The organism is Gordonia sp. YC-XJ4 (genome assembly GCF_059511865.1).
This window is the reverse complement of sequence record NZ_CM183447.1, coordinates 3029139-3051969: the sequence shown is the minus strand read 5'-3', so window position 1 is coordinate 3051969 and position 22831 is coordinate 3029139. Positions and strand designations below refer to the sequence as shown.

The window sequence follows — 22831 nt, the reverse complement described above, 5'->3', positions numbered from 1 at the left end:
GACGGACTACCTCAGTTAGTAGCTCGGTCCCGTTGGAGCGCATCGGCAGCGCCGCGAGGCGGGCGGTGTTCGATGGCTGCGGAGAATTCGGTTCCAGGGGTGCTGCGGTGGATGTGACGTCGTGTTGTGGTCGGCAACGTGATGGTGAAGGTGGCTCCGTGCCCGGTTCCCAGGCTTTCGGCGAGCAAGGTGCCCCCATGGTCTTCGACGATGGAGCGGGCGATGGTGAGTCCGATACCGCTGCCGCCGGCGTCTCGGGTCCGTGAGGAGTCGGTGCGGTAGAAGCGGTCAAAGATGTGTGGAAGGTGTTGAGCGGGAATCCCGTCCCCGCAGTCGACGACGCTGATGCGCACCGCGTGTGCCGGGGCGGTGTCGGCTTTCACTACGACCCGCTGGCCCGGGGAGCTGTGTCGCAGCGCGTTAGTGAGCAGATTGAGCAGTACTTGGCTCATTCGTTCGGCATCGACATCGATGTGTACGCGCGCGGCGGTGGTGACGATGCCCAGCGTGACGCCGGCGTCGGTGAACAGCTCGGCGGCTTCTTCGTAGGTCGCGATGAGTAGTTCATTGACAGTGATCGTCGAGGGTTGCAATGGCATCTGGTGCTCGTCGGCGCTGGATACGGTCGCGATGTCCTCGGCGAGGCGCTGCAACCGGGTGGTGGCGGTGCGCACGACGTCGAAGGTGTGGGAGTCGGGCGCGCGGACACCGTCCTCGAGGGCGTCGGTGATCGCGCCGATGGTGGTCAACGGGGTGCGCAGTTCGTGGGCGAGGTCTGACAGCATCCGCTTGCGGATGTCTTCCTGGGAGTTCAAACGTTGTGCCAGCTGGTTGATGGCTCGGCTGAGCTGGGTGAACTCAGTGCCGAGCTGGCGATCGGGAACACGGGTGCGGTAGTTGCCTGCGCCGATCGCCACAGCCGAGCGCGCGACGCTGGCGACTGACTGTTGTACGCGGCGAGCCAGGAACCAGCTGACGGCCGTGGCCAGGATCGTCGAGGTGACCAGGGCTGCGGTCATCGAGACGACGATGGAGAAGGTGAATGCGGCCTCGACGTGTTCGGCCTGTGCTGATCCCGGTTCGAGGCTGGACTGGCCGAGGTGATCGTGGAAGGTGTGCGGCGCGACGAACAGTGCCACGATCGCGACGCTGATGCCGCCGCCGCCGATCACGATGGCCTGGGCCAGCATCAACCGGGAGCCGAAGCTGCCCGGGATACGTGCCCGTCGTCGATCACCGTTCATGGCTGTCTCCTCGAGGTTGGCCGTCACCCATCCGGTAGCCCACGCCGCGCACGGTACGGATGAATCGACCGGCCGCGGCGCTGTCGCCGAGTTTGCGGCGCAGGCTGGCGATATGAACTTCGACAACGTGGGCATCGCCGACCCAGTTGGGTCCCCAGATTTCGGTGAGCAGTTGTTCTCGACTGAACACCACACCGGGCCGTCGGCTCAGGGCTTCCAGAACGTCGAATTCGGTGCGGGTCAGTTCCACGAGTGTGTCTTCTACCCGCACTTCACGGCCTTGTGGGTCCAGGGTCAGCTCCCCCAGTGTCCGCGGGTGTGCTGTGTCTACCGCCGAGGTCGGGCGCGGACGGCGCAGCATGGCGTCGATGCGCGCCATCAGCTCACGAGGACGAAACGGTTTGGTGAGGTAGTCGTCGGCTCCAACCGCGAGACCGATGATGGTGTCGACCTCGTCGGCGCGGGCGGTGACCATCACGATGTAGGCGTCGGTGAAGTGCGTAACTGCCGACACACCTCGACGCCGTCGATCGAGGGCAAACCCAGATCGAGGATGACTACCGCAGGACTCACCGTGCGTGCGGCGGCGATCCCCTCTTGGCCGTCGTGGGCGATGGTGACCACAAATCCGCTGCGCTGCAGGTAGTCGGCGACAACCTCGGCGATGTCAGGCTCATCTTCGATGACCAGCGCGTGTAGCCCGTGCGGTGGTCGGGCCGCCGGCCCACGAAGGTCGTCGTCGACGATGACGCGGTCATGAGGCACGTCCCTATGGTGGCGGTGGTTTACACGACCATCCAACCCCGCGGGCATTCTTGAGCAGATCTTGATCCCGACCGCCGATCAGCCTTGAGGTTGAGTGGGCAAGGTGGCGGTGTCGCCGCGCCGAACGATATGTCCCAGTTCCCTCTCACACTGTTGATCTGCTTTCGGCCCGGCGACATCCTGTCCATCGATGCAGAGGATGCCCGTGTGACTGTCTCCTACAGCCTCACCACCAGTGATCCATTCGCCACCACCTTCCCTGCCGAGGCCACATCGCGCCGTGCTGGGCTGAGTCGTCAGCTGGTCGGCGGCACCCCGGTACTGCGGATTGAACCGTCCTGGATCGGATGGAGACCTGGTTTAGGCCACCTCCGCTTTGGAGGCGACGGTGTCACGGTAGCGCGTCTCGTATTCGATGGGTGGGCAGTAGTCCAGAGACGAGTGCAGTCGCTCTGTGTTGAACCAGTGGACGTAGGCGGCGGTCTCTCGTTCGACGTGGCCCCGATCGGTCCAGGTGCGGCCGGTGTCGATCAACTCGGTCTTGTAGAGGCCGATCGCCGATTCCATGAGCGCATTGTCGAGAGCATCGCCCACCGATCCGATGGAACCGGTGATGTTGGCCTCGGTCAAGGCGGCGGTGAACGCCAACGACGTGTACTGACTTCCCGCATCGCTGTGATGCACCAAACCCGTTGAAGTAAAAGCGAATCCGGACCTCCGTCGAGTGAACAGTGCTTGTTCGACCACACTGGTCACCAACGGTGTGTGCTTGCTGGTCATGACCCGCCATCCGAGGATGCGCCGTGAGAACACATCGACGAGGAACGCCACGTAGACGAACCCGGCCAATGTCCACACGTAGGTAAAGTCGGCGACCCACCACTGATCGGGATGTGTGGGTGTATTCCACTGCCGCTCAACATGATCAGGGAAGCGCGGTGCCGTCTCGTCGCGACGGGTCGTAGTGATGCGATGCGAGCCACGAACCGCGCCGGAGATTCCGCAGATCCCCATCAGCCGGCCGATCTGGTCGCGTCCCATCATATGACCGGCACGCCACATCGTGTGATACATCTTGCGCACCCCATACACACTGCGGTTCTTCTCAAACTGCTGGTAGACGGCGTGCGCGGCATACGCCTCGGACAGTGTCGCTGCCGAGATCGTGCCCCGCTGTTTGTGGGCGTAGTAGGTGGACGGGGCGATCTGCATTCCGTACTCGGTGAGTACCCGGCAGATCGGATCGACCCCGAACCGGTCGCGGTGAGCGTCGATATACTCGACGATCAACGAAGTCGGCGGTCGATCTCCGCCGCGGCGAAAAACGCCGACGCTGTCTTCAAAATCTCATTGGTTATCTGAGGCCCGACCAAGGTAGTCAAGGATGTAAACGACACGCCGGTCGAGATGCCGGGAAGTGTGCCGTAGACAGGTTATCTTTGGTGTCCATGACGAGCCGTAGTCTGCGAGTGCAGTCGGTGGCGATGCCATTCGGCGATTCGGAATCGTGGACGGTTGTCGATCGCGATTCATCGGTGGTGGCACCGATCGAGGGGTTCTTGTCGCATCTGCACGCGATCGAACACTCACCGAACACCGTCAAGGCCTACGCGTATGACCTGCGGGACTGGTTCGAGTTCCTGAACCAGCGCGCACTGGTGTGGTCGCGGGTGCACCTCGAGGATGTGGGCCGTTTCGTTGCGTGGCTGCGACTGCCGCTGGTGGCACGGGCGGCCGGCGTGGCCGCTTTGCCGACCGCGGAGAGCGTGTGCTCGGAAGCGACGGTGAACCGGAAACTGTCCGCGGTGTCGGCGTTCTACGAGTTCCATCAACGTCACGGCGTGGATCTGGGTGATCTCCTGACAACCTGGCAACGGCGCGAAGTGCACGGTGGGTCATGGCGTCCGTTGCTGGCGCACTTGGGATCTCGACTGGAACGTACCAAACGGATCCGGCTGCGGGACGATCGGAGCATTCCCGACACGCTCGACACCGATCAGGTCTCGGTGATCGTGGCCGCGTGCGATCGGCTGCGGGACCGGTTCCTGCTCGTCCTGCTCGCCGAGTCCGGGCTTCGGGTGGGTGAGGCATTGGGGTTGCGGCACAGTGACATCGACGCTGCATCTCGGCTGGTGTCGGTGGTGCCGCGTGTGAACGTGAATCGGGCGCGGGCCAAGAGCGGACGATCCCGGCAGGTACCGGTACCAGCCCGAGTGATCCGCCTCTATGCCGACTACCTGCACGGCGAGTACGGCGACCTGGACAGCGACTACGTGTTCGTCAACCTGTGGTCCGGTCGGATCGGGTATCCGCTGACCTATCCCAGTGTCTACGACTTGGTCTGCCGGATCCGGTCTCGGACCGGAATCCGATTCGGTCCGCACACCTTTCGTCATTCCTATGCGACGGAGTTGTTGCGTCGCGGGGTGCCGGTGGAGGTGGTACAGCATCTGCTCGGACATGCCTCGATCGCCACCACCAGCGACGCCTACGCACACCTGAAAGTCGAGGATGCGCGGCGAGCGTTGGTGGCAGTGGGCTGGCTTCCGGAAAAGCAGGAACAACAATGAGTGCCGAGGCGGCGGCGAGGACCCTCGTTCCCGCAGCGGCGCGACAGTTGACGTCCGTGGTACGCCCGGAGTTCCGCGTCGATGTGTTGGTGCCGGCAGTCGGTGATCCGATTCTCGGCACGCCCGCGTGCATGGTCCGGGGATGCGTGCACTCGAGCCGTTACGGCGGGCTGTGCCTGGCGCATCGTCATCGGTGGACGCGTGCCGGCCATCCGGACCGACAGACCTGGGCAGCCACCGCGGATCCCGAGGTGACAGGCCATCGACCGCTGCAGTCGTGTTCGATCACCGAATGCGGGTTCGGTCAGCATCGGTATCAGCTGTGCTACAAGCATTCCCGAGACTGGGACAAGGCAGGACGACCACCGGTGGCGCAGTGGCATCCGCACGTGGACGGCGAACAGACTACGATCTGCGCGATCCCGGAATGCCGCTTGTGGGCCGAGTTGGGACAAGGCTGGTGTCGTTCCCACCATGTCCGCTGGCGCCAACGGGGCCGCCCACCTGTCGACGAGTTCATCAGCTACTGCGCCCACTACGGCGAGGACCGATTCGATCTGCGAGCGATGCCACCGCACCTGCGGCTCGAGATCCAGTACACGCTGCAATGCCGGGTCGATACGCACCGGACCCGCACCACACCACGCTCGATCAAACCACTGTTGGACCATCTGGCCACCTCCGGTGTCGAATCGCTGCTCGAGCGTTCACTGACCGAGTGGCTCGCCGGGCTACCGGCCTCCGCCGCGACCAACTCGCCTCGAGCATTTCTCGGCTTCGCGATCGAGCGACTGCACGACCTGCGCGACGACACCGGATGGGACGGTGAATACCGGCGAGATGTGTGGCTGCTACGGCGGCTCGGCATCGCCGCCGGGGACGATGCTCGATGCGATTTCACCCCTGTGCACCCACCATGGCTCCGTGAGCTGGCCAAACGCTGGTGCCGCTGGCGGATATCGTGTGGGCTCGGGGTGGGTCAGCTGCGCAAGGACCGGATCGCGCTGGTGCGACTGTCACAGCTGACACCCGGGTTGACCACGGCGCCCGGCCCGGCGCATCTCGATCGGGCAGCGTTGGAGGGATACCTGGCCCGACTCGCTGTCGAGGTTCCCCACCCGAAGACCCGCAGTAGCGACATCAGTTCCGTCGCCGGGTTTCTGCGTGCTGTCCGTCAGCACCGTTGGGCGTCGTTGTCGGCCGACGCCGAGTTGTATCCCAGTGACCATCCTCGCCGCGACGAGACATCCCGGCCACGGTTCATTCCCGAGTTCGTCATGAACCAGATCGAAAGCACCGACAACCTCGACCGGATCGCCGACCCTCGGATCCGGCTCCTGGTGGAGATCCTCATCCGCACCGGCCTGCGTGTAGGCGATGCGACCCGGTTGCCTCTGGACTGTCTGATTCGAGACCGACAGAGCGCGGTCTATCTGCGCTACCGCAACCACAAGATGCGACGCGACGCGATCGTGCCCATCGACGACGAGCTCACCGCCATGATCGAGGCGCAACAGGCACGCACCCGGCAGCGGTTCCCGACCACCGCGGTGTTGCTGCCGCGCACGACATCCAACCCCGACGGCCGGTTGCCGATGCCCACCGCCACCTTCGTCCGCCAGCTCGGACTCTGGCTTGAAAGTAGAAATATCACAGACGAACTCGGAAGTCCGGTGTATGTCACCGCACACCAGTTCCGGCATACCTACGCGACTCGACTGATCAACAACGAGGTGCCTCAGGAAGTGGTCCGGCGTCTGCTCGATCACACCAGCCATACGATGACCGCGGTCTACGCACGCCTGGCGGACACCACCATCCGTGAGCAGTGGGAACGCGCCCAGAAGATCAACATCCGCGGCGAACCCGTCGACACCACCATCGACGGCCCACTCGCCGATGCCGAGTGGATGAAACAGAACCTGTCCCGAGCCACCATGGTCCTTCCGAACGGCTATTGCGGTCTGCCACTACAGAAATCGTGCCCGCATGCCAACGCGTGCCTGACCTGCCCACTGTTCGTCACCACCGCCGAGTTCCTACCGCACCATCACAAACAACTCGACGACACCCGAACGCTGATCGCCCGCGCCGACGCGGACGGCCACACCCGTCTCGCCGAGATGAACCGCACCGTCGAAACCAACCTGCTCACCATCATCACCACCCTCGAAGGTGACAGTCACTGCCGCTGCGGTGAGGACCCCGCGACCGATACATCCTGCTGCCGAGAGGGATCATCCGATGCCGACTGACAACAGTCACCACCTCGTCGCAGCCGCCCAGCGACGCCGAATGGACACTCTTGCCCGTGCCCGACGAACCCTGCATGAGCTCAAGGAGACCGGGAAAAGGTTCACTGTCACCGACATTGCCGCCCGCGCCGGAGTCTCCCGGGCCTGGCTCTACAACCAGGCCGAGTTCCGCGATGACATCCGTCGCCTCACCACCTCGCCGGCGGTCCCGGCCGCCACCGTCGGTATCGAGCGGGGGTCGGATGCCTCACTGCGGCAGCGTCTCGCTCTCGCGCACGTTCGCATCCGCGAACTCGATACCGAAAATCGTGAATTGCGCGACCAAGTCGCCCGGCTCCACGGCCAACTCCGCACTCATCGCCTCGAAGCAGGCAGTGTCATAGACACTGTTCATGACACGAACTCCCTGTTCAACCATTCAAACGACCGAACAGACCTGAGATAACGACGGCTCTGCGTAATTCGGCGTTCTCCCGCCGAAGTTCACGCAATTCCGCGTCATGGGCGGCCACCGTCGTCCCCGATCCGGAGACGATCGGAGTGTCCTTCTCGATCCAGTTGCGTAGCGTCGCCGGATTGATGTCGAGCAACTCCCCGACATGACGACGCGCTCCTGACTTGGACTCGCCGGGCTCGGCAAGCCGATCCCGATACATCCTCACCGCCCGCTCACGGGTCTCCTGGTCGAACTTCCGTGGTGCTCCCATATCCGTATTCTCCTGGTGAGATCACGGTCTCCACCAGACCCAGGACGGTTCAGGCTGATGCCCTCGATACCCATCTCGGCCATGATCTTGGCGACGGTGTTCTCCGAGACCGCGACGCCCTCGGCATGCAGATCGGCGGTGATCCGCGGCGAACCGTAGGTACGCGTGGATGCCTGCCAATGGGCGAGGATCTTCACCTCCAGATCCCGGCGGCGCTGCTGGCGAGGTGTCAGCTCCCTACGTCGTTGCCGATCCACCCACGAGTAGAATCCGGATCGTGAAACACCCAGCAGTTCCGTGAGTTTCGTGATGTCGTGGTCGGCGCACTCCGCGGCAATGAGCTCGAACTTGCTCACCGATGTTGCTGCGCCGCAAAGTACGCCGATACTTTTTTCAGGAACGCCAGATCGCGATCCTTCTCGGCGAGCTCCGCACGTAACCGAGTCAACTCCGCGCGCTCACCAGCTGACAAGTCCCGATCCGGTGGGGCGTTGCGCACCTCGTCGGCGACACCATCGCGCATCCGTTCAGCGCGCACCCATTTGCCCAACAAGTTCTCATGCACGTTGAGTTCACGCGCGACCTCGGTGACCGGCCGGCCCCCGTCAATCACCCGACGAGCAGCCTCCGCCTTGAACTCAGGCGTAAACGACCGACGCGTCCTGGACATGTAGACATCCTTCCAGCAGGACCCTTCGTCCCGCTATCTCAGGTGTCCACTCAAACTGGGGAGGTTCAATCCATCGGCTGCGCGCAATCCAATCCATCGTCGGTTTACGCACGAAGTATCCCGATGACCGCATCAACGCCGCCTGCGCCCGGGCAATCGCCGTCGGCGATGTCGGGCCACGCACCATCAAGGGCATCCTGATCGCCGGTACCGAAGACGACGACACCACCACACCACCGGCACCGATGCCACCGGCGTTTCTACGTGGCCCGCACGCCTTCACCGGCGACCTCGACACCGCAGCCAACCAGTAAGACCACTCCAAACACATTCACTAACAACATTTTTCACAAAGGACCCATTCTGATGAGCATTCATGACCCCAGCCTGCGAGCCGCGCTGAAAACGTTGAAGTTGACCGGCATGCTCGACACCCTCGACGCCCGTCTGGCCCAAACCCACGCCGGCGAACTGGGTCACCTTGAATTCCTGCAGGTGCTATGCGAAGACGAGATCGCCCGCCGCGAGACCGCCGCCCTCGCGCGGCGCGTACGCCGCGCCCGCTTCGAACAATCAGCCACCTTCGATGACTTCGACTTCACCGCCAACCCGAAACTGCCCGCCGCGATGCTGCGTGACCTCCTCGCGCTGCGCTGGCTCGACGCCGGTGAATCAGTCATCCTCTACGGGCCCGTCGGAGTAGGCAAAACCCATGTGGCACAAGCACTCGGCCACCAAGTCGCGTTACGCGGACACGACATCCGATTCGTCAAATGCGCCCGCATGCTCGCCGACCTCGCCGGCGGCCACGCCGATCGCACCATCGGGCAACGCATGCGCGAATACACCCGGCCCACCGTCCTGATCATCGACGACTTCGCCATGCGCGAGCACACCACCACCGGCTCCGACGACCTCTACGACCTCGTCTCCGACCGCGCCATCGCCGGCAAGCCAGTCATCCTCACCAGCAACCGCGCGCCCAAAGACTGGTACCCACTGTTCCCCAACCCGGTCGTCGCCGAATCACTGCTCGACCGACTCATCAACACCAGCCACCAGATCCTCATGGACGGTCCCTCCTACCGACCACGCAAGCGCCCCGGACGGACACCGAAAAACAGCTGACCAGTCCTCGCAGCTACGCTCAACCCAGCACACCCAAACATGGGGAAATCCGTGACGGACACCCCTGAGGAATTACGCGACCGTCGACAGTATGGCTCGCTGGTTCAGGACAGCCGGTGCGGCTGGTGGCAGGCCAGGTGGCGTTGGTCGCACACGGCCCGCGCTACGTTGTCGCCGACGCACCGCAACGCCCTCCGACGGTGCGCATCATCGAAGGCGGAGTGTGTATTCCGCTCTCCGAGACGATGCGGTCCACTGCGCACAGAGGTCTGCTCACATGGGGAAATGACGACGACGGAGCCGACCAGTTGCTGGTGGGCACCTACGCCCGCGCGTCGCAGGTCGGCCACCACCTGACCGAGCAGTTGCGGGACATCACGGTCCCACCACCCGCGAGCGTCGACGAAACACTACTTGCCCTGCTTCGTAGCGAACTCGCCGATCCGAAACCCGGGCACAGCTTTGTCATCGATCGTCTCCTCGACGTCGTCGTTGCCTCGGTGATCCGCGCTGCCGCGCCACTCGCCGGGCCGGGATGGCTGTCCGGCACTGTCGACCCGACCGTCGCCGGCGCACTGGACCTGATGCACGAATCACCCGAGAAGCCTTGGACTGTAGCGTCATTGGCCGCCGCAATGCACGTTTCCAGGTCCGGGCTGGCCGCCAAATTCCGTGATGGTGTTGGCGAAACACCGGCGCGATACCTCACGCGCTGGCGAATGACGCTGGCGGCCGACGGCCTCATCGCCACGGACGACGGGCTCGAAACGATCGCTCGCCGAGTCGGATACGGGTCGGCGTACTCGTTCAGTAACGCATTCAAATCGGTACACGGGCAGAGCCCGGCGCACTATCGCCACGCCCACCGGTGACGGGGGGGACCCATCATCGTGGTCCACGATGACGAGCGGGGTTCCGGCGAAATCCGGGGCCGTGGCACCGAGGTGGGCTGACGCTGTAAGCGTATGCCTGCTCCGGTGTGTACCTCGATGAACCCGGACTGGTCGTCACCGACGAAAGTGCCGGTGTCGTCGACGAGTCGCGGGCCGATGTCGAGCCGGGGTCATCCGGCGGTGGCCAATCGTGGCGAACCCAGGGCGAAGTCGGGGCCGGCGAGAATACTGGCGATCCCGAACTCACTGGCGCCGTTGGTGTTTGCGATAACCGGAGAGCCGAGTCGCCTCAACAGTGTCATGCGTAGCGCCGGTGCTGCGCCGGCACCGACGTGGGTGGGCATGATCAACGACGACAGGTCGGCGTCGGAAAGAGGTTCGTCGTAAGCGAATTCGACGGGGTTCGACGAGCGTCATGTGCCTGATGTGCGTGATGTGGCTCCGCTGCGCGGTATCGATGATGATGCCGGGATCGGCGCTGCTCGGATGATCGGCAGGTGGAGTGCGCACTCCCCCGATCGGGGAGGTCTGAGGCCGAATGCCGACTGAGTTGCGTGAAGCAACGCACTATGATTTCCTCGGTTGCGTGAAACAACTCGGTAGGCAGGCGCTGGTCGATGAGTTCTCGGCCAAGCCGATTGGTGAGGGCACATGGTCGGCCGACATCGATCGCTCATGGTGGGGCTGGTCCGGTCCGCATGGCGGGGTGATCGCGGCTCTGGCTGTCCACGTGGCAGCGGCGGCCGTACCGGATCGATCGGTGCGAGCGCTCGACCTCCGATTCGTTGGACGACCTGCCGACGGTGAACTCGTCCTGACTCCCCATGAGAAGAAGATCGGCGGCAGCACGCGCATCGTCGATGTCGGCATCACCCAGGGCGACCACGATGTCGCGGCCGCCACGGTGACCCTGGGCCGGGTGGGGTCGGCGTCCCCACAGGACATCGTGGATGTGTCGGCGGATGTCGTCGCACGTCCCGAGGACTGCGAACCATTCATGATCCCGCCCGAGATCGTTCCGATGGGTGGACATCTCGACCTACGTCCCACCGACGGCGCGCTCCCGCTGACCGGTTCGGAGGATGCCTGGATGCGGGCGTGGATCTCGACGAGAACACCGATGTCGATGGATTTCGCTTATCTCGCGCTTCTCGCCGATTGCCTTCCGCCCGGGGTCTTTCCGACGCTGTCGGCTCCCCTGGCCGTCCCGACTGTGGCGTTCTCGATGCACGCGGCCGCCGCGCTCGACGACCCGTCGCCCGCGCCCGTCCTCGTCCACACGCGGAATGTGTCGACGTCGGGAGGGTGGTCGGTCGATGACACGACCTTGCGAGATGAGTCGGGACGGTTGCTGGCCACGGCACGGCAGAGTCGGCGGGTCCTCGGCTGGCCTGCCCGGTGAGTACCGCCGCGGTGTCCACCAATGGTTGTTGCGCGTCGGCCACCTCGTGCCACCGAGCCGCTCAGGGCATCTCGACTGTCTGCGCGCGGCGTATCTCCTCAACGGCACGAGTCACATACGGACCGTGATCGACAGCGGCCGCCGACGCCAGATCGGCGGCCACCAGGAGTGCCGCGACGACGACGTCGTTCGGTGTGGGCACCGACGTCGTTCCGTCCTCGGGCCGCTCTGCCACCCCGAGCGCGCCGGTGAGCACCACCGCAATGGCGGTGGGGTCCACCTGGGCGTTCCAGCGTCCGGCGGCACTTACGGTGCGGTTGAGGACTTCGGCGACATCGTCGCCGTCGAGCCCGTCCTGGTAGGAGGTTTCCAGCAGCTCGCGCACCAAATGGCCGTGTACGTCGCGGGCGGCGTCGGCGTGGATCGCGAGTTCCTCGACAGCGTTGCGTAATTCTTCGAGCTCATGAGTGCGTGCCGCGCCGATCCCCCGGTCGGTGGCCTCGGCGATGACTCGTGCCACCGCAGTCCAGTCGGCTGAGGATCGGTAACCACTGGCCATTGACTGTTTCCTCCTGGTCGGCCGACGGAATTGTTGGGCGTGCTCGCCGCAGACACTAGTCGCCACCGCCGACAACCAACGCGGACGAGACATCATCGCCGTGCAACGCTGCGGCCGACGCAATGCCATCCGGACCCGACACCGCCACGATTACGGTGTGGGCATGACACAAGTAGCACTCATCACCGGCACCTCCTCCGGCATGGGCATGTACGCGGCGGTCGAGCTCGCTCGCCGCGGCGCGCGGGTCGTCGCCACCATGCGCGACACCGGTCGATCCGGTCGATTGCGTGACGCTGCGGCCGACGCCGGCGTCGAGCTCGACATCCGAGCGCTGGACGTGGTCGATCACACTGCCGCCGCCCGCCTGGTCGCCGAGGTAATCAGCGACCACGGCGCGATCGATGTTTTGGTCAACAGCGCGGGGCAGGGCTGTGTGGCGACCGCCGAGCAGTTGTCGATGTCGGACATCCAGGCGCAGCTGGATGTGAATTACCTTGCCCCGGTGAATCTCACGAAGCTCGTCCTGCCGGGTATGCGGGAACGCCGCAGCGGCAGCATCCTGACGGTCACGAGTGTGGGTGGCGTCGTCGGACAACCATTCGCCGACGCCTATTGCGGCGCCAAGTTCGCCGTCGAAGGATTCATGCAGTCCCTGGCGGTGGTCGCCGAGAACTTCAACGTGCATGTCGCGGTGATCGAACCCGCCGCCGTGGCGAGCGACTTCGTCTCCAACGCTGAGCGTCCCGAAGGTGCCGACGCCTACGGCCCGCTGCTCGACGCCTATCTCAGCCGAACCGCCGGTGCGTTCGCCAACGCGCAGACTGCTCAGAGCGCGGCGCTCGCCATCACTGACGCCGCGATGGCCGAGAGTTTCCGGTTCCGGTGGCAGAGTTCGGACGCCGCAACGACTTTCGCCGGTATCTCGCTGGCCGATCTCGATGGCGAGCGCGTCCTGGGAGTCACCCGTACCTGGCTCACCGCCGAACAGTAGGAGATCGAAACCGTGAATACCGACGATGACGCACTCGACGATCACGAACTCGAAGCAGCCATTGCCCACGGATTCGACCAGCGGGACCGCGCGAACATGCAGCCGACGATCACGTACTTCGAGGACTTGCTCGCGCGTCATCCCGGACACGCTGCCGTCTTGTACGAGTTGGCGGGCTCCTACGACACGGCCGGCGATGGGGTCCGGGCGGAGGCGTTGTATCGGGAAGCTTTGGCGGCCGGGCTATCCGGTGACCGTCTGACGCGCTGCCTACTCCAATACGGAAGCACCCTGCGCAACCTCGGGCAGCTTGACGAGTCCCTTGCCGTTCTTGCTGACGCGTGCCAACGCTTTCCGAGATCGCACGCGTTGCGCGTCTTCCACGCCCTCAGTGTCCATGCCGACGGCCGGGCCGCAGCCGCCCTCGCGATGGTGCTCGAGCTCGTGGCGGACGAGATGAAGGACGGAGACATCCCACGCTACGAGGCGGCGATCAGAGGTAACGCGCAGTACTTACGAGATCTCGACAGCGGCGGCGCCGACAGCGCATAGTACCGCTCAGCTATCCGACGCCTGATCCTCGAGATGTGCCAATGCCGCACGCGCGGTTTCGAGTTCGTGACTGAGTTCGTCGATCCTGCGTTGCGCCGCCTCGCGCGCTGCGCTGATGACCTCGTCGACGGCTGCGATGGCCGCGTCGTTGCCGAGTTCGCGCATCGCCCGCGCCACGCGATCGGCGGTCACCTCGGTCGCCTTGACGGTTTTCTTGCTGCCCTGCGACACCGAGACGGCCCAGCTTCCTGCGGGGGTTGAGGTGAGCGTGACGCTCACGGCGGCTGTCGTGGTCTTCGCTCGCCGTGGCGCCTTCGGAGCAGCGCTCGAACTCTGCGGACTCGTGTTCGCGGCTCGCGGTGTCGGGGCTGCGGTGCCTGCTCCCCCGGGCCTGGATTCGGATTTCCGGGTTGTCGACTTCGACGGGACCGGCGGCGCGGCCGGGACGGGTGGCTGTGCAGCAACCTTCGCAGGTGCAGGCCTCGCGGCTCGCTTCTGTGCCGGAGATGCGGACCCCGTTGCGGCCTGCGACCTCTGCAATTCATTCGCCTCGAAGGGCAACTGATCGTCGACGCCTTTCGGGCGCACCGTCACGACCGATCCCTCGATCGACACCACGCGAGCCGAGGTCCCGGCGTCGAGGTTGAGGGAGGGCATGGGGTCGCGCAGATAGACCGTGACCCTCTTACCCGTGGCGAGTCCGGCGGACAGCGCTGTCAGGTCGTCGGACGTCAGACCGTCCCCTTTGCGTGAACTCACGGAACCATACTCGCACATGTGTGGCACTTCTGACCCTGAAGTGGGTTATCCACAGCGCGCCTATTAGGCGCAACGCCTTCTCTCGCATAGGTTTTGAGTTGCGAAGATCAATACCTAGAGGAGTCGGCGTTGCGCACTGTGAGTGTACTGCAGAAGGTCGTGGGATTGGAGAAATCCCGCGTGATCGGTGTTCGTTTCGATGACGATGAGGACGGCGAGTTCCTCGTGGTCACGCTGCAGTTGCACAAACGGTCCGCTGGGCGGTGTCCGCATTGCGAGAAGCGTTGCGCCCGTTATGACCAGCGCAGTGCGAATCGCCGGTGGCGACACCTCGACCTGGGAGGGTGGCGGTGCGTCGTCGAGATGGCCTGCGTGCGGGTGTCGTGCCCGACGCATGGCGTGGTGACCGAATCGGTACCGTGGGCGCGAGCTGGGGCGCGGATGACGAGAGCCTTCGACGATCAGGTGGCGTGGCTGGCCGCGCACTGTCCGATGACCTCGGTGCAGGAGATGATGCGCGTGTCGTGGGCGACGGTCTCGCGGATCGTCGATCGTGTCGTCGCCGATCACGTCGGCGAGACTGATCGGTTGAATGGGTTGCGGCGCATCGGTATCGATGAGATTGCCTATCGCAAGGGTAGGCGCTATCTGCTCGTTGTGGTTGATCACGACACCGGCCGGTTGGTGTGGGCCGGCGAGGGTGCCACCAAGGACACCTTGAACCGGTTCTTCGATGACCTCGGGCCGCGACGGACCCGGATGCTCACGCATGTCACTGCCGACGGGGCTGAGTTTATCGCGACCGTGTTGGCCGAACGAGCACCCGACGTGTACGTGTGTATGGATCCGTTTCATGTGCTGCAGTGGGTTTCTCAAGCCCTCGACCGGTGTCGGTCGCGAGTGCTGAGCGGGATTGACGGCCTCTCGCAGAACGATCGGCGGCGTCTGCGCTGGGCGTTACTGAAGAATCCAGAGGATCTGACCGACGAACAAGAACATGCTCGACAGGGTGTCATCAACGCCGCCAACGATGTGTTGGCACGGGCCTATCAGCTCAAAGAGCTGCTCCGCCAAGTTCTTACCAGGAAGTTCGGCCACACCTGGCGCCAGCTGCAACGCTGGCTCAGTACCGCCGAGAACAGCGGTATCAGCGAGATGCAGACGGTCGCTCGGTCGGTCCGCTCACGCGAGATACAGATCTACAACGCGGTCACCTGCAACATGTCCAACGGTCGTGTGGAAGCCACCAACACTCACCTGCGCGCATTAACCAAGCGGTCCTACGGCTTTCACAGTCCACAAGCATTGATCGCCATGGCAACCCTGACCCGCGGGGGAGCGTGTCCCGCTCTGCCGCAGCGGAAATGACCCACTCTTACGTGAGGAGCGCCACATGTGTGCGACAGGGTGGTGTTCGGACCCGTATCCGCGCGTTCAGCCTGTGCGATGCGAGGCATCGATACGATGCCGGCATGCGCGAGCGGGCTCGGAGGGGCGTTGCGTGGTGGCTGTGCGGGGCGTCGTCTCGATCGCCGTTGTTGCCGTGGCGGCGATCGGAGCAGTGCGGATACTTCATCCCGATCCGTGCGACTTGTCCCTTCCCTTTGCGGAGAAGTTAGGCCTTCGTCTGTCTCGCGATGACCACGTCGTCGCATGCGAATGGGATGGCGGTTTCCCCGATTCGGGAGGCAAGGTCGTCGTGCGCACCACATCCGCCGATACCCGCGACGCGTTGCTGGGTAGGTCTGAGGTCAGCGAAGAACTGGATCGCACATTGGTCATCGTTGACGACGGGACGTTTCACGAGGAGGTCAACCGACCGAATCTCGAACGGAGCGAGCAGGTTTACACCTCCACCGGGAAGGGCGGTCATCTATTGCAGATCAGCTATGACCAGGGCGTCGAGTCGGGTCTTCTTCTCACGGTGCTGGCGCTGGACGTGTGAATCGAACTGACACGCGCCCTTGACGCCGACCTGCAAGTCGGCAACACTTAGGCGTGTGCCTAAGTATCACGACGATGTCGACACGGTGCTCCGCGCTCTCGCGGACCCGACTCGTCGCGCCGTCGTCGAACGGTTGGCAATCTCGCCGGCCGTCGTATCCGAACTCGCGGCACCGTTCCCGATGGCGTTGCCGTCGTTCATGCAACATCTGCGGGTACTCGAAGAAGCCGGAATCATTGTGTCGCACAAGGTTGGACGGGTTCGCACCGTCAGCCTGCGCCCCGGTTCACTCGATGTGTTGCATGTCTGGCTCGGCGAGCAGCGCACCCCTGCAGAACACCAGGCCGATCGGCTCGGCATCCATCTGACCCGCACGACTCACAAGGAGACCTGACATGACCCGCGTTCGCATCGACATGTTCGTTTCACTGGACGGATACACCTCCATGGGCGGCGAATCCGCCGACAACCCGATGGGCGAGGACTGGGGGCGGCTCACCGCGTCCTACGCGGCCACCCGCACCTTTCACGAACGAGTCTTCGGCGACACCAGCGGCGCAGGCACCAGCGGCGTCGACGAGACCTATGCCGCAGCGCATTTCGAGGGGATCGGCGCCGAGATCATCGGGGCATCGATGTTCGGGCTGCATACCTATCCCAATGACCCGGACTGGAAGGGCTGGTGGGGTGACGAACCGCCGTTCGGTACGCCCGTCTACGTCCTGAGCCACACCGCACCACGTCCCTCGATCGAGATGCAGGGCGGGACCACCTTCCATTTCCGCAGCGGCGCAGTCGACGACGTGCTCGCCGAAGCGTCGGCCGCGGCTGCTGGACTCGACGTGCGCGTCGGTGGTGGGGTGCGCACCGCCCGCGAGTTCCTGCGCGCGGGACTCGTCGACCATCTGCACCTCATGGTCGCCCCGATCGTCCTCGGCCGAGGAATGCGGCTGTGGGACGATCTGCCCGCCCTCGACCGCACCCACAAGGTGACCACCGAGGTCGCCGAGAGCGGCACCATCCACGTCACCTTCACCCGATAGGACACAGATGAGCATCGAACGTCGACTCGCGCGCGCCGAATTCACCCTGACCCGCGACTATCCCGCGCCGGTGCACCGCGTCTGGGACGCCTTTGCCGATGAACAGGAGAAGCTCTCCTGGTGGGGCGGGGGCGACTCGGTGGATCCCATCGAGTGGGCCTTCGACTTCCGGGTCGGTGGTCGTGACGTCGCCGAAGGCAGATTCCACGACGGCCCGGTCTCGCGGTATGTGGCCACCTATACCGACATCGTCGAGCACAACCGCATCGTCACGACCTACGACATGTGGATCGACGGCACGCACATGTCCACGTCGGTGGCGTCGCTGGAGTTCGAATCGATGGATGGGGGAACCCGATTCACCCACGCCGAGCACGGGGTGTTCTTCGACCGGTTCTGGGCCGCCGGCCCCAACCGGGAGAAGGGCACGCGGGGCCTGCTCGATGCGCTGGGTGCTTATCTCGGCTGAGACCGTTCCGGGGCGATGAGTTCTACACGGCCGGCGTGTCGATATCTCCGACACTGCTCGCCACACTCTCCCGGAGGTCTGCCATGGGCATCATTCAGATCGAACTGTTCTCCACGCTGGATCTCGTCGGCCAATCACCCGGCGGCCCGGACGAGGATCCCGACGGCTTCCCGTACGGCGGGTGGCAGGTACCGCTGCTCAACGAGGTCAGCGGAGCGCAGGTCGTCGCCGCCTACGAGCACACCGATGCTCTACTCCTCGGTCGTCGGACGTATGACATCTTCGCCGGGTACTGGCCGAATCAGGATCCCCAGTCGTCGCCGTTCGCCAAGCTCTTCAACAGCATTCCCAAGTATGTTGCGTCAACCGGTGATCCGGAGCTGACATGGTCGGGCTCACAACTTCTCGGACCAGACCTGGTGTCCGCCGTCGGTGAACTCCGGGACCTGCACGAGCACGTGACCGTGGTCGGCAGCCTGAATCTGGTACAGACACTCGTGCGGGAGAAGCTGTTCGATCGACTCGATCTGTGGGTGCACCCGATCGTGCTGGGCGTGGGCAAGAAGGTGTTCGATCAGGGCACACTGCCCACCGTTCTGACTCTTCTCGAGCCGCCGATGGCCTCGCCCGGCGGAACGGTTTACCTGCAGTACGCGCGAGCCGACGGGACGCCGGGGGTCGGTGACATCGACGCCCAGTCGTGAGGACCGCGTTGCCGGCTGTCGCGGTCCTGCCCCACCACACCGGACCGCCGCGACCCTCGGACGCTCCGGCGCCGACTATGTTTATGGGAAGCTCGACGGCTCCGGCGCGTACCGGCGCACGGGGCGGCACATAGTCAGCGGAGATTCGGGGCAGATGGACGTCGACGGTCGGCAGATCACCGTATCGGGGAGCCTGCTGCAACCGCTGTGGCGTCGCACCACCGACATCCTGCGGGTGGTGGCCGCGACGCTGATGCTCGTGGTGGTCGTGGTCGGCTCCCTGATCACCCGCAACAACTGGGTCGATCTCGAGCAGTCCATCTCCCGCATCATCGGGGTCCTGTCCCCCACCCAGGCCGATCTCGTCTACCTCGCCTACGGTCTGGCGATCCTCGCGTTACCGTTCGTGATCCTGCTGGAACTACTCGCCGCCCGTCAGTGGCGCATGTTGTGGGCCTACGGCGCCGCAGCGGCGATCACTTTCCTGTCGTTGTCCATCAGCGAGAACGGTGTCAGCGCACCCAACTGGCACTTCGACCGACACCAACGATTCAATTCGCTTGTCTCGCAATTCCTCGACGATCCGCGGTGGATCGCGATGCTCGCCGCGGTGTTGACCGTGTCGGGGCCGTGGTTGCCCGCCCGCTGGCGGCGCTGGTGGTGGACGCTGTTGTTGGCCTTCATCCCGATCCATCTCGTGGTCAGCTCCGTGGTTCCGGCCGGAGCGGTCTTCGGGTTGTCGACCGGCTGGTTGGTCGGGTCGCTCGTCGTCTGGGTGGTGGGCACGCCGGCTCTGGTGGTGCCGCTCGAGAGCGCGGTCCGGGTGCTGGGGCAACGGGGAATCGAGGTGACCGCGTTGTCGATCGTCACCCCGGCCGGTACCGGGCCTCTCGGGCTGGAGGCGGAGTCGACGTCGGACGAGTCGACGTCGGACTCGGACGACTGCGGTCACCTGGTCATCGACCTCTACGGCCCCAATCAGCACAGTGCCGGACTGCTCCGGCAATTCGTCCGCAAGATCCGACTGCGAACCCAGGAGACCGGACCGCTGCAGCTGTCGGTCAGCCGGATGGTCGAGCATCGCGGGCTGATGGCGATCGCCGTCGGCGATGTCGGGCTCGCCGACTCCGCGCCCCTCGCCGTCGCTTCCCTCGACCGGGGATGGACGATGTATGCCCACCGCACGCGTCGCGGCTGCGACCTGGACGCCGCGATCACCCAGACCACACCGCGGGCGCTGTGGGAGGCCCTGCAGGAACTGCATTCACACGGCATCGCGCACGGTGATCTCCGGGCAAGTCGGATCACCGTTCTCGACGGGACCGTCCTGTTCGGTGGGTTCACCCACGCCGAGTACGGCGCCAACGAGAATCGGATGGAGTCCGACATCGCCCAGATGCTCGCGAGCACCACCGAGTTGTACGGCGCCGAGGCCGCGGTCACCGCGGCCATCGATGTGCTCGGTGAGGACCGGGTCCTTGTCGCCTCCCGCCGTCTCACCAAAACCGCTCTGCCCTCCCGCATCCGGGATGGTCTCGTCGACGCGAAATCCACGCTGTCGCAGGCGCGGGAGGAGATCGTCTCGCAAACCGGCGGTGAGATCCAGGCCGCCCCGATCACCCGGTTCACCCGCAGCCAGGTCATCCAACTCGTACTACTCGTCGCCCTCGTGTACGTGGCCTACCCGTTCATCAGCACCGTCCCGACGTTCTTCGGTGAACTGCGCAGCCTCGACTGGTGGTGGGCGCTGATGGGTTTGGTCGTGTCGATGCTCACCTATGTCGGCGCGGCCGCGGCGTTGTGGGCGTGCGCCGACGGTGTGGTCAGCTTCCGCAACCTGGTGATCATGCAGTTCGGCAACACCTTTGCCGCCACCACCACCCCGGCGGGAGTGGGTGGACTCGCCCTGAGTACCCGGTTCCTGCAGAAGGGCGGTCTCGGCGGAGTCCGCGCGACCACGGCGGTCGCCCTGCAACAGAGTGTGCAGGTGATCGTCCATGTAGCGCTCTTGATCGTATTCACCACGCTGGCCGGAACATCGACCAACCTCGAACATTTCGTTCCCTCCACGACGGTGCTCTACCTGGTCGCCGGCGCTCTACTCGGCGTCGTCGGTGTGTTCCTCCTCGTTCCGAAGCTTCGGCATTGGCTGGGAACGTCGTTGCGGCCCAAGGTGATCGAGTTGCTGACCGACATCCTCGACGTGGCACGTGAGCCCAAGCGGCTCGGCACCATCGTCTTGGGTTGTGCCACAACGACTCTCGGCGGAGCGCTGGCACTGTGGGCCAGCGTGTACGCCTTTGGTGGGCAGACCTCGTTCGTCACCGTCACCGTGGTGACGATGATCGGCGGAACCCTGGCATCGGCCGCCCCGACGCCCGGCGGTGTCGGCGCCGTCGAGGCCGCGCTGATCGGTGGACTGGCCGCCTTCGGCCTTCCTTCGGCGGTGGCGGTACCCGCGGTGCTGCTCTATCGGGTCCTGACCTGTTGGTTACCGGTCTTCATCGGGTGGCCGGTGATGCACTGGATGACCCGCAAGAACATGATCTGAAAACGCCGCATGCCCGGCCTGGAGGGCCGGGCATGCGGTGCCCTCGAAGCGTCGAGCCATCACTCCTGCGTGCTACGTGAGTTGGTCAGCGCCATCGCGCCGACCGCGGTGACGACCCCGACGACGACCGCGAGGATGCCGTAGGTCAGCCGCTCTCCGTGGAAGAACGACTCGACGAGGTCGGCGCCCCAGGTGCCGGCCGGGAGCTGAGTGGTGACCACCGCGGCGATGATGGTGCCGATGACGGCGGTCCCCAGGCTCGTGCCGACCTCCTGGGCGGTGTCGTTGAGCGCGGTGCCGATGGACGTGCGGTTGGCCGGCATCGCCTCGACGAGGGCGATGGCACAGATGGTCATCACCGTGCGCAGGCCGATGGTCATCACGACCATCGAGAGCGCGATGACGAGGTAGCCGTGCTCGACACCCCATGCCAGGCCGCCGAGCGATCCGGCCAGGCAGGCTGCGCCGACGAGGCAGGCGATGCGGTGGCCGAACCGGCCGGCCAACCACTCCGAGATCGGCGTCGCGACGAGCATCGTGACGATGATCGGCAGGTTGGCCAGACCGGCCTTGACCGGACTCCAGCCGTAGGCGTACTGGAAGTGCAGGATCAGTCCGAACATCACGCTGGCCATCGCGATCGACGTGCCGATCTGGGCGATGGTGGCACCGCGGATCGTCCCGACCTTGAACAGCCGGACGTCGAGCATCGGAGCGGCCGAACGAAGTTCGTGCCAGATGAAGGCCGCTGCGGCGAGCACTGCGCCGACGATGGAGGCGATGGTGGGCCACGACACCCAACCGTGCTCGACGCCGCTGGTCAACGACCAGCATGCGAGGCCGATCGTGACGATGCTCAACAGAGCGCCCGGCAGGTCGAGTCGATCCTTCGTCAGACCGTCGGAGCGGTCGGCAGCGACGCCGAGCCGGACACCGATGCCGGCGATCAGCGCGATCGGTGCATTGACGACGAGCAGCCATTCCCAGCGGACGTACGCCAGGGCGGTGCCGCCGAGGACCGGACCGAGGACGAACCCGGCCATGCCGACCACGATCATGACGGTCATCGCACGCATCCGCAGGGTCTCGTCGTCGAAGAGGCGGAACACGAGCGAATTGGTGATCGGTGCCATCGCGGCGGCGGCGATACCGAGCGCGGCGCGTAAGGCGATGAGTTCGCCTGTCGTGGAGACGAACACGACGAGCAGGCTCAGCAGCCCGAAGACGGTGAGGCCGATGAGCAACACCCGCCGTCGGCCGAATCTGTCGGCGATGGAGCCCGCGGTCAACAGCAGGCCGCCGAAGGTCAGCGAGTAGGCGCCGGTGACCCATTGCAGCGCGACGGTGTCGCTGCCGAGGTCGCGGCCGATGGTGGGCAGGGCGATCGACAACAGAGTGTTGTCGACCATCTCGACGAAGAACGCGAGACAGAGTGCGGCGAGCGGTATCCATGCCGCTCCAAGCGAGGTGTAGGTGCGCGACGTGGTCGTCGGCGCGGTGGTGACGCTGGTCATGAGGTCCTCCTAGCGGACAGCCGGGGTTCGATTACCGACAACGCTAGGTAGCGGTTCTGTCGTGGCTCTGTCGTGACCTGTCACCTGCTGTCGCACACTGTCGTGCA

Annotated in this window: 22 protein-coding genes, 3 pseudogenes and 1 other annotated feature; of the genes and pseudogenes, 15 read left to right on the top strand and 10 right to left on the bottom strand. The window is 64.8% G+C overall.

Annotated elements, in window-relative coordinates; translation table 11 throughout:
• Nucleotides 1–11 precede the first annotated feature (11 nt).
• The 3 genes and pseudogenes from AC5ZH6_RS13380 to AC5ZH6_RS13370 all read right to left on the bottom strand — a co-directional run.
• Complete coding sequence (locus AC5ZH6_RS13380) at nucleotides 12–1244, bottom strand: sensor histidine kinase (RefSeq protein WP_006438349.1); 1233 nt, start codon at nucleotides 1242–1244, stop codon at nucleotides 12–14.
• A pseudogene (locus AC5ZH6_RS13375) lies at nucleotides 1234–1934 on the bottom strand (response regulator transcription factor). The gene AC5ZH6_RS13380 and the pseudogene AC5ZH6_RS13375 overlap by 11 nt, the downstream one beginning before the upstream one ends.
• 435 nt (nucleotides 1935–2369) lie before the next feature.
• Nucleotides 2370–3361, bottom strand: a pseudogene (locus AC5ZH6_RS13370) (IS3 family transposase); the annotation flags it as partial.
• Nucleotides 3207–3338, bottom strand: a sequence feature (AL1L pseudoknot). Its footprint overlaps the pseudogene before it by 132 nt.
• 96 nt (nucleotides 3362–3457) lie before the next feature.
• Between AC5ZH6_RS13370 and AC5ZH6_RS13365 the strand changes: the two are divergent.
• The 3 genes from AC5ZH6_RS13365 to AC5ZH6_RS13355 are packed head-to-tail and all read left to right on the top strand — an operon-like array spanning nucleotide 3458 to nucleotide 7279.
• On the top strand, nucleotides 3458–4579 hold the full coding sequence (locus tag AC5ZH6_RS13365; RefSeq protein WP_496167486.1) for a tyrosine-type recombinase/integrase: 1122 nt from the start codon (nucleotides 3458–3460) through the stop codon (nucleotides 4577–4579).
• On the top strand, nucleotides 4576–6834 hold the full coding sequence (locus AC5ZH6_RS13360) for a tyrosine-type recombinase/integrase (RefSeq protein WP_496167484.1): 2259 nt from the start codon (nucleotides 4576–4578) through the stop codon (nucleotides 6832–6834). The genes AC5ZH6_RS13365 and AC5ZH6_RS13360 overlap by 4 nt, the downstream gene beginning before the upstream one ends.
• Nucleotides 6824–7279, top strand: coding sequence for a DUF6262 family protein (locus AC5ZH6_RS13355; RefSeq protein ID WP_496167482.1), 456 nt, complete (start codon nucleotides 6824–6826; stop codon nucleotides 7277–7279). The genes AC5ZH6_RS13360 and AC5ZH6_RS13355 overlap by 11 nt, the downstream gene beginning before the upstream one ends.
• Nucleotides 7280–7283: 4 nt before the next feature.
• Here the strand turns inward: AC5ZH6_RS13355 and AC5ZH6_RS13350 are convergent.
• The 3 genes and pseudogenes from AC5ZH6_RS13350 to AC5ZH6_RS13340 all read right to left on the bottom strand — a co-directional run.
• Nucleotides 7284–7541 (bottom strand): annotated as a pseudogene (locus AC5ZH6_RS13350) (transposase); the annotation flags it as partial.
• Entirely contained in the window at nucleotides 7493–7897 is a 405-nt protein-coding gene (locus AC5ZH6_RS13345) for an IS3 family transposase (protein WP_496169150.1), read from the bottom strand. The pseudogene AC5ZH6_RS13350 and the gene AC5ZH6_RS13345, both read right to left, overlap by 49 nt.
• Nucleotides 7894–8211, bottom strand: coding sequence for a transposase (locus AC5ZH6_RS13340; RefSeq protein ID WP_211542297.1), 318 nt, complete (start codon nucleotides 8209–8211; stop codon nucleotides 7894–7896). The genes AC5ZH6_RS13345 and AC5ZH6_RS13340 overlap by 4 nt, the downstream gene beginning before the upstream one ends.
• 366 nt (nucleotides 8212–8577) lie before the next feature.
• Between AC5ZH6_RS13340 and istB the strand changes: the two genes are divergently transcribed.
• Both istB and AC5ZH6_RS13330 read left to right on the top strand, forming a co-directional pair.
• Nucleotides 8578–9339: an IS21-like element helper ATPase IstB gene (gene istB, locus AC5ZH6_RS13335; RefSeq protein ID WP_006373156.1), complete on the top strand. Its 762-nt coding sequence runs from the start codon at nucleotides 8578–8580 to the stop codon at nucleotides 9337–9339.
• A gap of 71 nt (nucleotides 9340–9410) precedes the next feature.
• Entirely contained in the window at nucleotides 9411–10211 is an 801-nt protein-coding gene (locus AC5ZH6_RS13330) for an AraC family transcriptional regulator (protein WP_288337176.1), read from the top strand.
• A gap of 191 nt (nucleotides 10212–10402) precedes the next feature.
• Here the strand turns inward: AC5ZH6_RS13330 and AC5ZH6_RS13325 are convergent, their stop codons facing one another.
• Nucleotides 10403–10576 (bottom strand): hypothetical protein, encoded by a 174-nt coding sequence (locus AC5ZH6_RS13325; protein ID WP_288337172.1) that lies wholly within the window; start codon nucleotides 10574–10576, stop codon nucleotides 10403–10405.
• Nucleotides 10577–10770: 194 nt separating this feature from the next.
• Between AC5ZH6_RS13325 and AC5ZH6_RS13320 the strand changes: the two genes are divergently transcribed.
• Complete coding sequence (locus AC5ZH6_RS13320; RefSeq protein ID WP_288337171.1) at nucleotides 10771–11634, top strand: acyl-CoA thioesterase; 864 nt, start codon at nucleotides 10771–10773, stop codon at nucleotides 11632–11634.
• A gap of 61 nt (nucleotides 11635–11695) precedes the next feature.
• On the opposite strand, the gene AC5ZH6_RS13315 is transcribed toward AC5ZH6_RS13320, so the two are convergent.
• The gene (locus AC5ZH6_RS13315) at nucleotides 11696–12193 is read right to left on the bottom strand and encodes a hypothetical protein (RefSeq protein WP_288438254.1); all 498 of its coding nucleotides are present in this window, start codon (nucleotides 12191–12193) and stop codon (nucleotides 11696–11698) included.
• A 163-nt stretch (nucleotides 12194–12356) separates the two neighbouring features.
• Here AC5ZH6_RS13315 and AC5ZH6_RS13310 point away from each other — a divergent pair, with 163 nt between their 5' ends.
• Together AC5ZH6_RS13310 and AC5ZH6_RS13305 are read left to right on the top strand one after the other, a co-directional pair.
• The gene (locus AC5ZH6_RS13310) at nucleotides 12357–13187 is read left to right on the top strand and encodes an SDR family NAD(P)-dependent oxidoreductase (RefSeq protein WP_496169148.1); all 831 of its coding nucleotides are present in this window, start codon (nucleotides 12357–12359) and stop codon (nucleotides 13185–13187) included.
• A 12-nt stretch (nucleotides 13188–13199) separates the two neighbouring features.
• Nucleotides 13200–13739, top strand: a complete 540-nt coding sequence (locus AC5ZH6_RS13305) for a tetratricopeptide repeat protein (RefSeq protein WP_288337168.1) — start codon at nucleotides 13200–13202, stop codon at nucleotides 13737–13739.
• Nucleotides 13740–13745: 6 nt separating this feature from the next.
• Here the strand turns inward: AC5ZH6_RS13305 and AC5ZH6_RS13300 are convergent, their stop codons facing one another.
• A complete protein-coding gene (locus tag AC5ZH6_RS13300; protein ID WP_288337167.1) occupies nucleotides 13746–14516 on the bottom strand; it encodes a DUF6319 family protein in 771 nt (256 codons plus the stop codon).
• A gap of 111 nt (nucleotides 14517–14627) precedes the next feature.
• On the opposite strand from AC5ZH6_RS13300, the gene AC5ZH6_RS13295 reads away from it, so the two are divergent.
• The 7 genes from AC5ZH6_RS13295 (at nucleotide 14628) to AC5ZH6_RS13265 (ending at nucleotide 21210) form a co-directional block, all read left to right on the top strand.
• Nucleotides 14628–15866, top strand: a complete 1239-nt coding sequence (locus tag AC5ZH6_RS13295; RefSeq protein ID WP_440939899.1) for an ISL3 family transposase — start codon at nucleotides 14628–14630, stop codon at nucleotides 15864–15866.
• Between the two features lie 133 nt (nucleotides 15867–15999).
• Nucleotides 16000–16443, top strand: coding sequence for a hypothetical protein (locus AC5ZH6_RS13290; RefSeq protein WP_496169145.1), 444 nt, complete (start codon nucleotides 16000–16002; stop codon nucleotides 16441–16443).
• 55 nt (nucleotides 16444–16498) lie between these two features.
• Complete coding sequence (locus AC5ZH6_RS13285; RefSeq protein WP_020171268.1) at nucleotides 16499–16837, top strand: ArsR/SmtB family transcription factor; 339 nt, start codon at nucleotides 16499–16501, stop codon at nucleotides 16835–16837.
• Nucleotide 16838: 1 nt separating this feature from the next.
• Nucleotides 16839–17486 carry a dihydrofolate reductase family protein gene (locus AC5ZH6_RS13280; protein ID WP_496169143.1) on the top strand — a complete coding sequence of 216 codons (648 nt, stop codon included), beginning with the start codon at nucleotides 16839–16841 and terminating at the stop codon, nucleotides 17484–17486.
• Nucleotides 17487–17493: 7 nt separating this feature from the next.
• Nucleotides 17494–17955, top strand: a complete 462-nt coding sequence (locus AC5ZH6_RS13275) for an SRPBCC domain-containing protein (protein WP_496169141.1) — start codon at nucleotides 17494–17496, stop codon at nucleotides 17953–17955.
• An 83-nt stretch (nucleotides 17956–18038) separates the two neighbouring features.
• Nucleotides 18039–18659, top strand: a complete 621-nt coding sequence (locus AC5ZH6_RS13270; protein WP_496169139.1) for a dihydrofolate reductase family protein — start codon at nucleotides 18039–18041, stop codon at nucleotides 18657–18659.
• A 154-nt stretch (nucleotides 18660–18813) separates the two neighbouring features.
• Nucleotides 18814–21210, top strand: coding sequence for a lysylphosphatidylglycerol synthase domain-containing protein (locus AC5ZH6_RS13265; protein ID WP_496169138.1), 2397 nt, complete (start codon nucleotides 18814–18816; stop codon nucleotides 21208–21210).
• A gap of 59 nt (nucleotides 21211–21269) precedes the next feature.
• On the opposite strand, the gene AC5ZH6_RS13260 is transcribed toward AC5ZH6_RS13265, so the two are convergent.
• The gene (locus tag AC5ZH6_RS13260; protein WP_496169136.1) at nucleotides 21270–22724 is read right to left on the bottom strand and encodes an MFS transporter; all 1455 of its coding nucleotides are present in this window, start codon (nucleotides 22722–22724) and stop codon (nucleotides 21270–21272) included.
• Nucleotides 22725–22831: the final 107 nt, after the last annotated feature.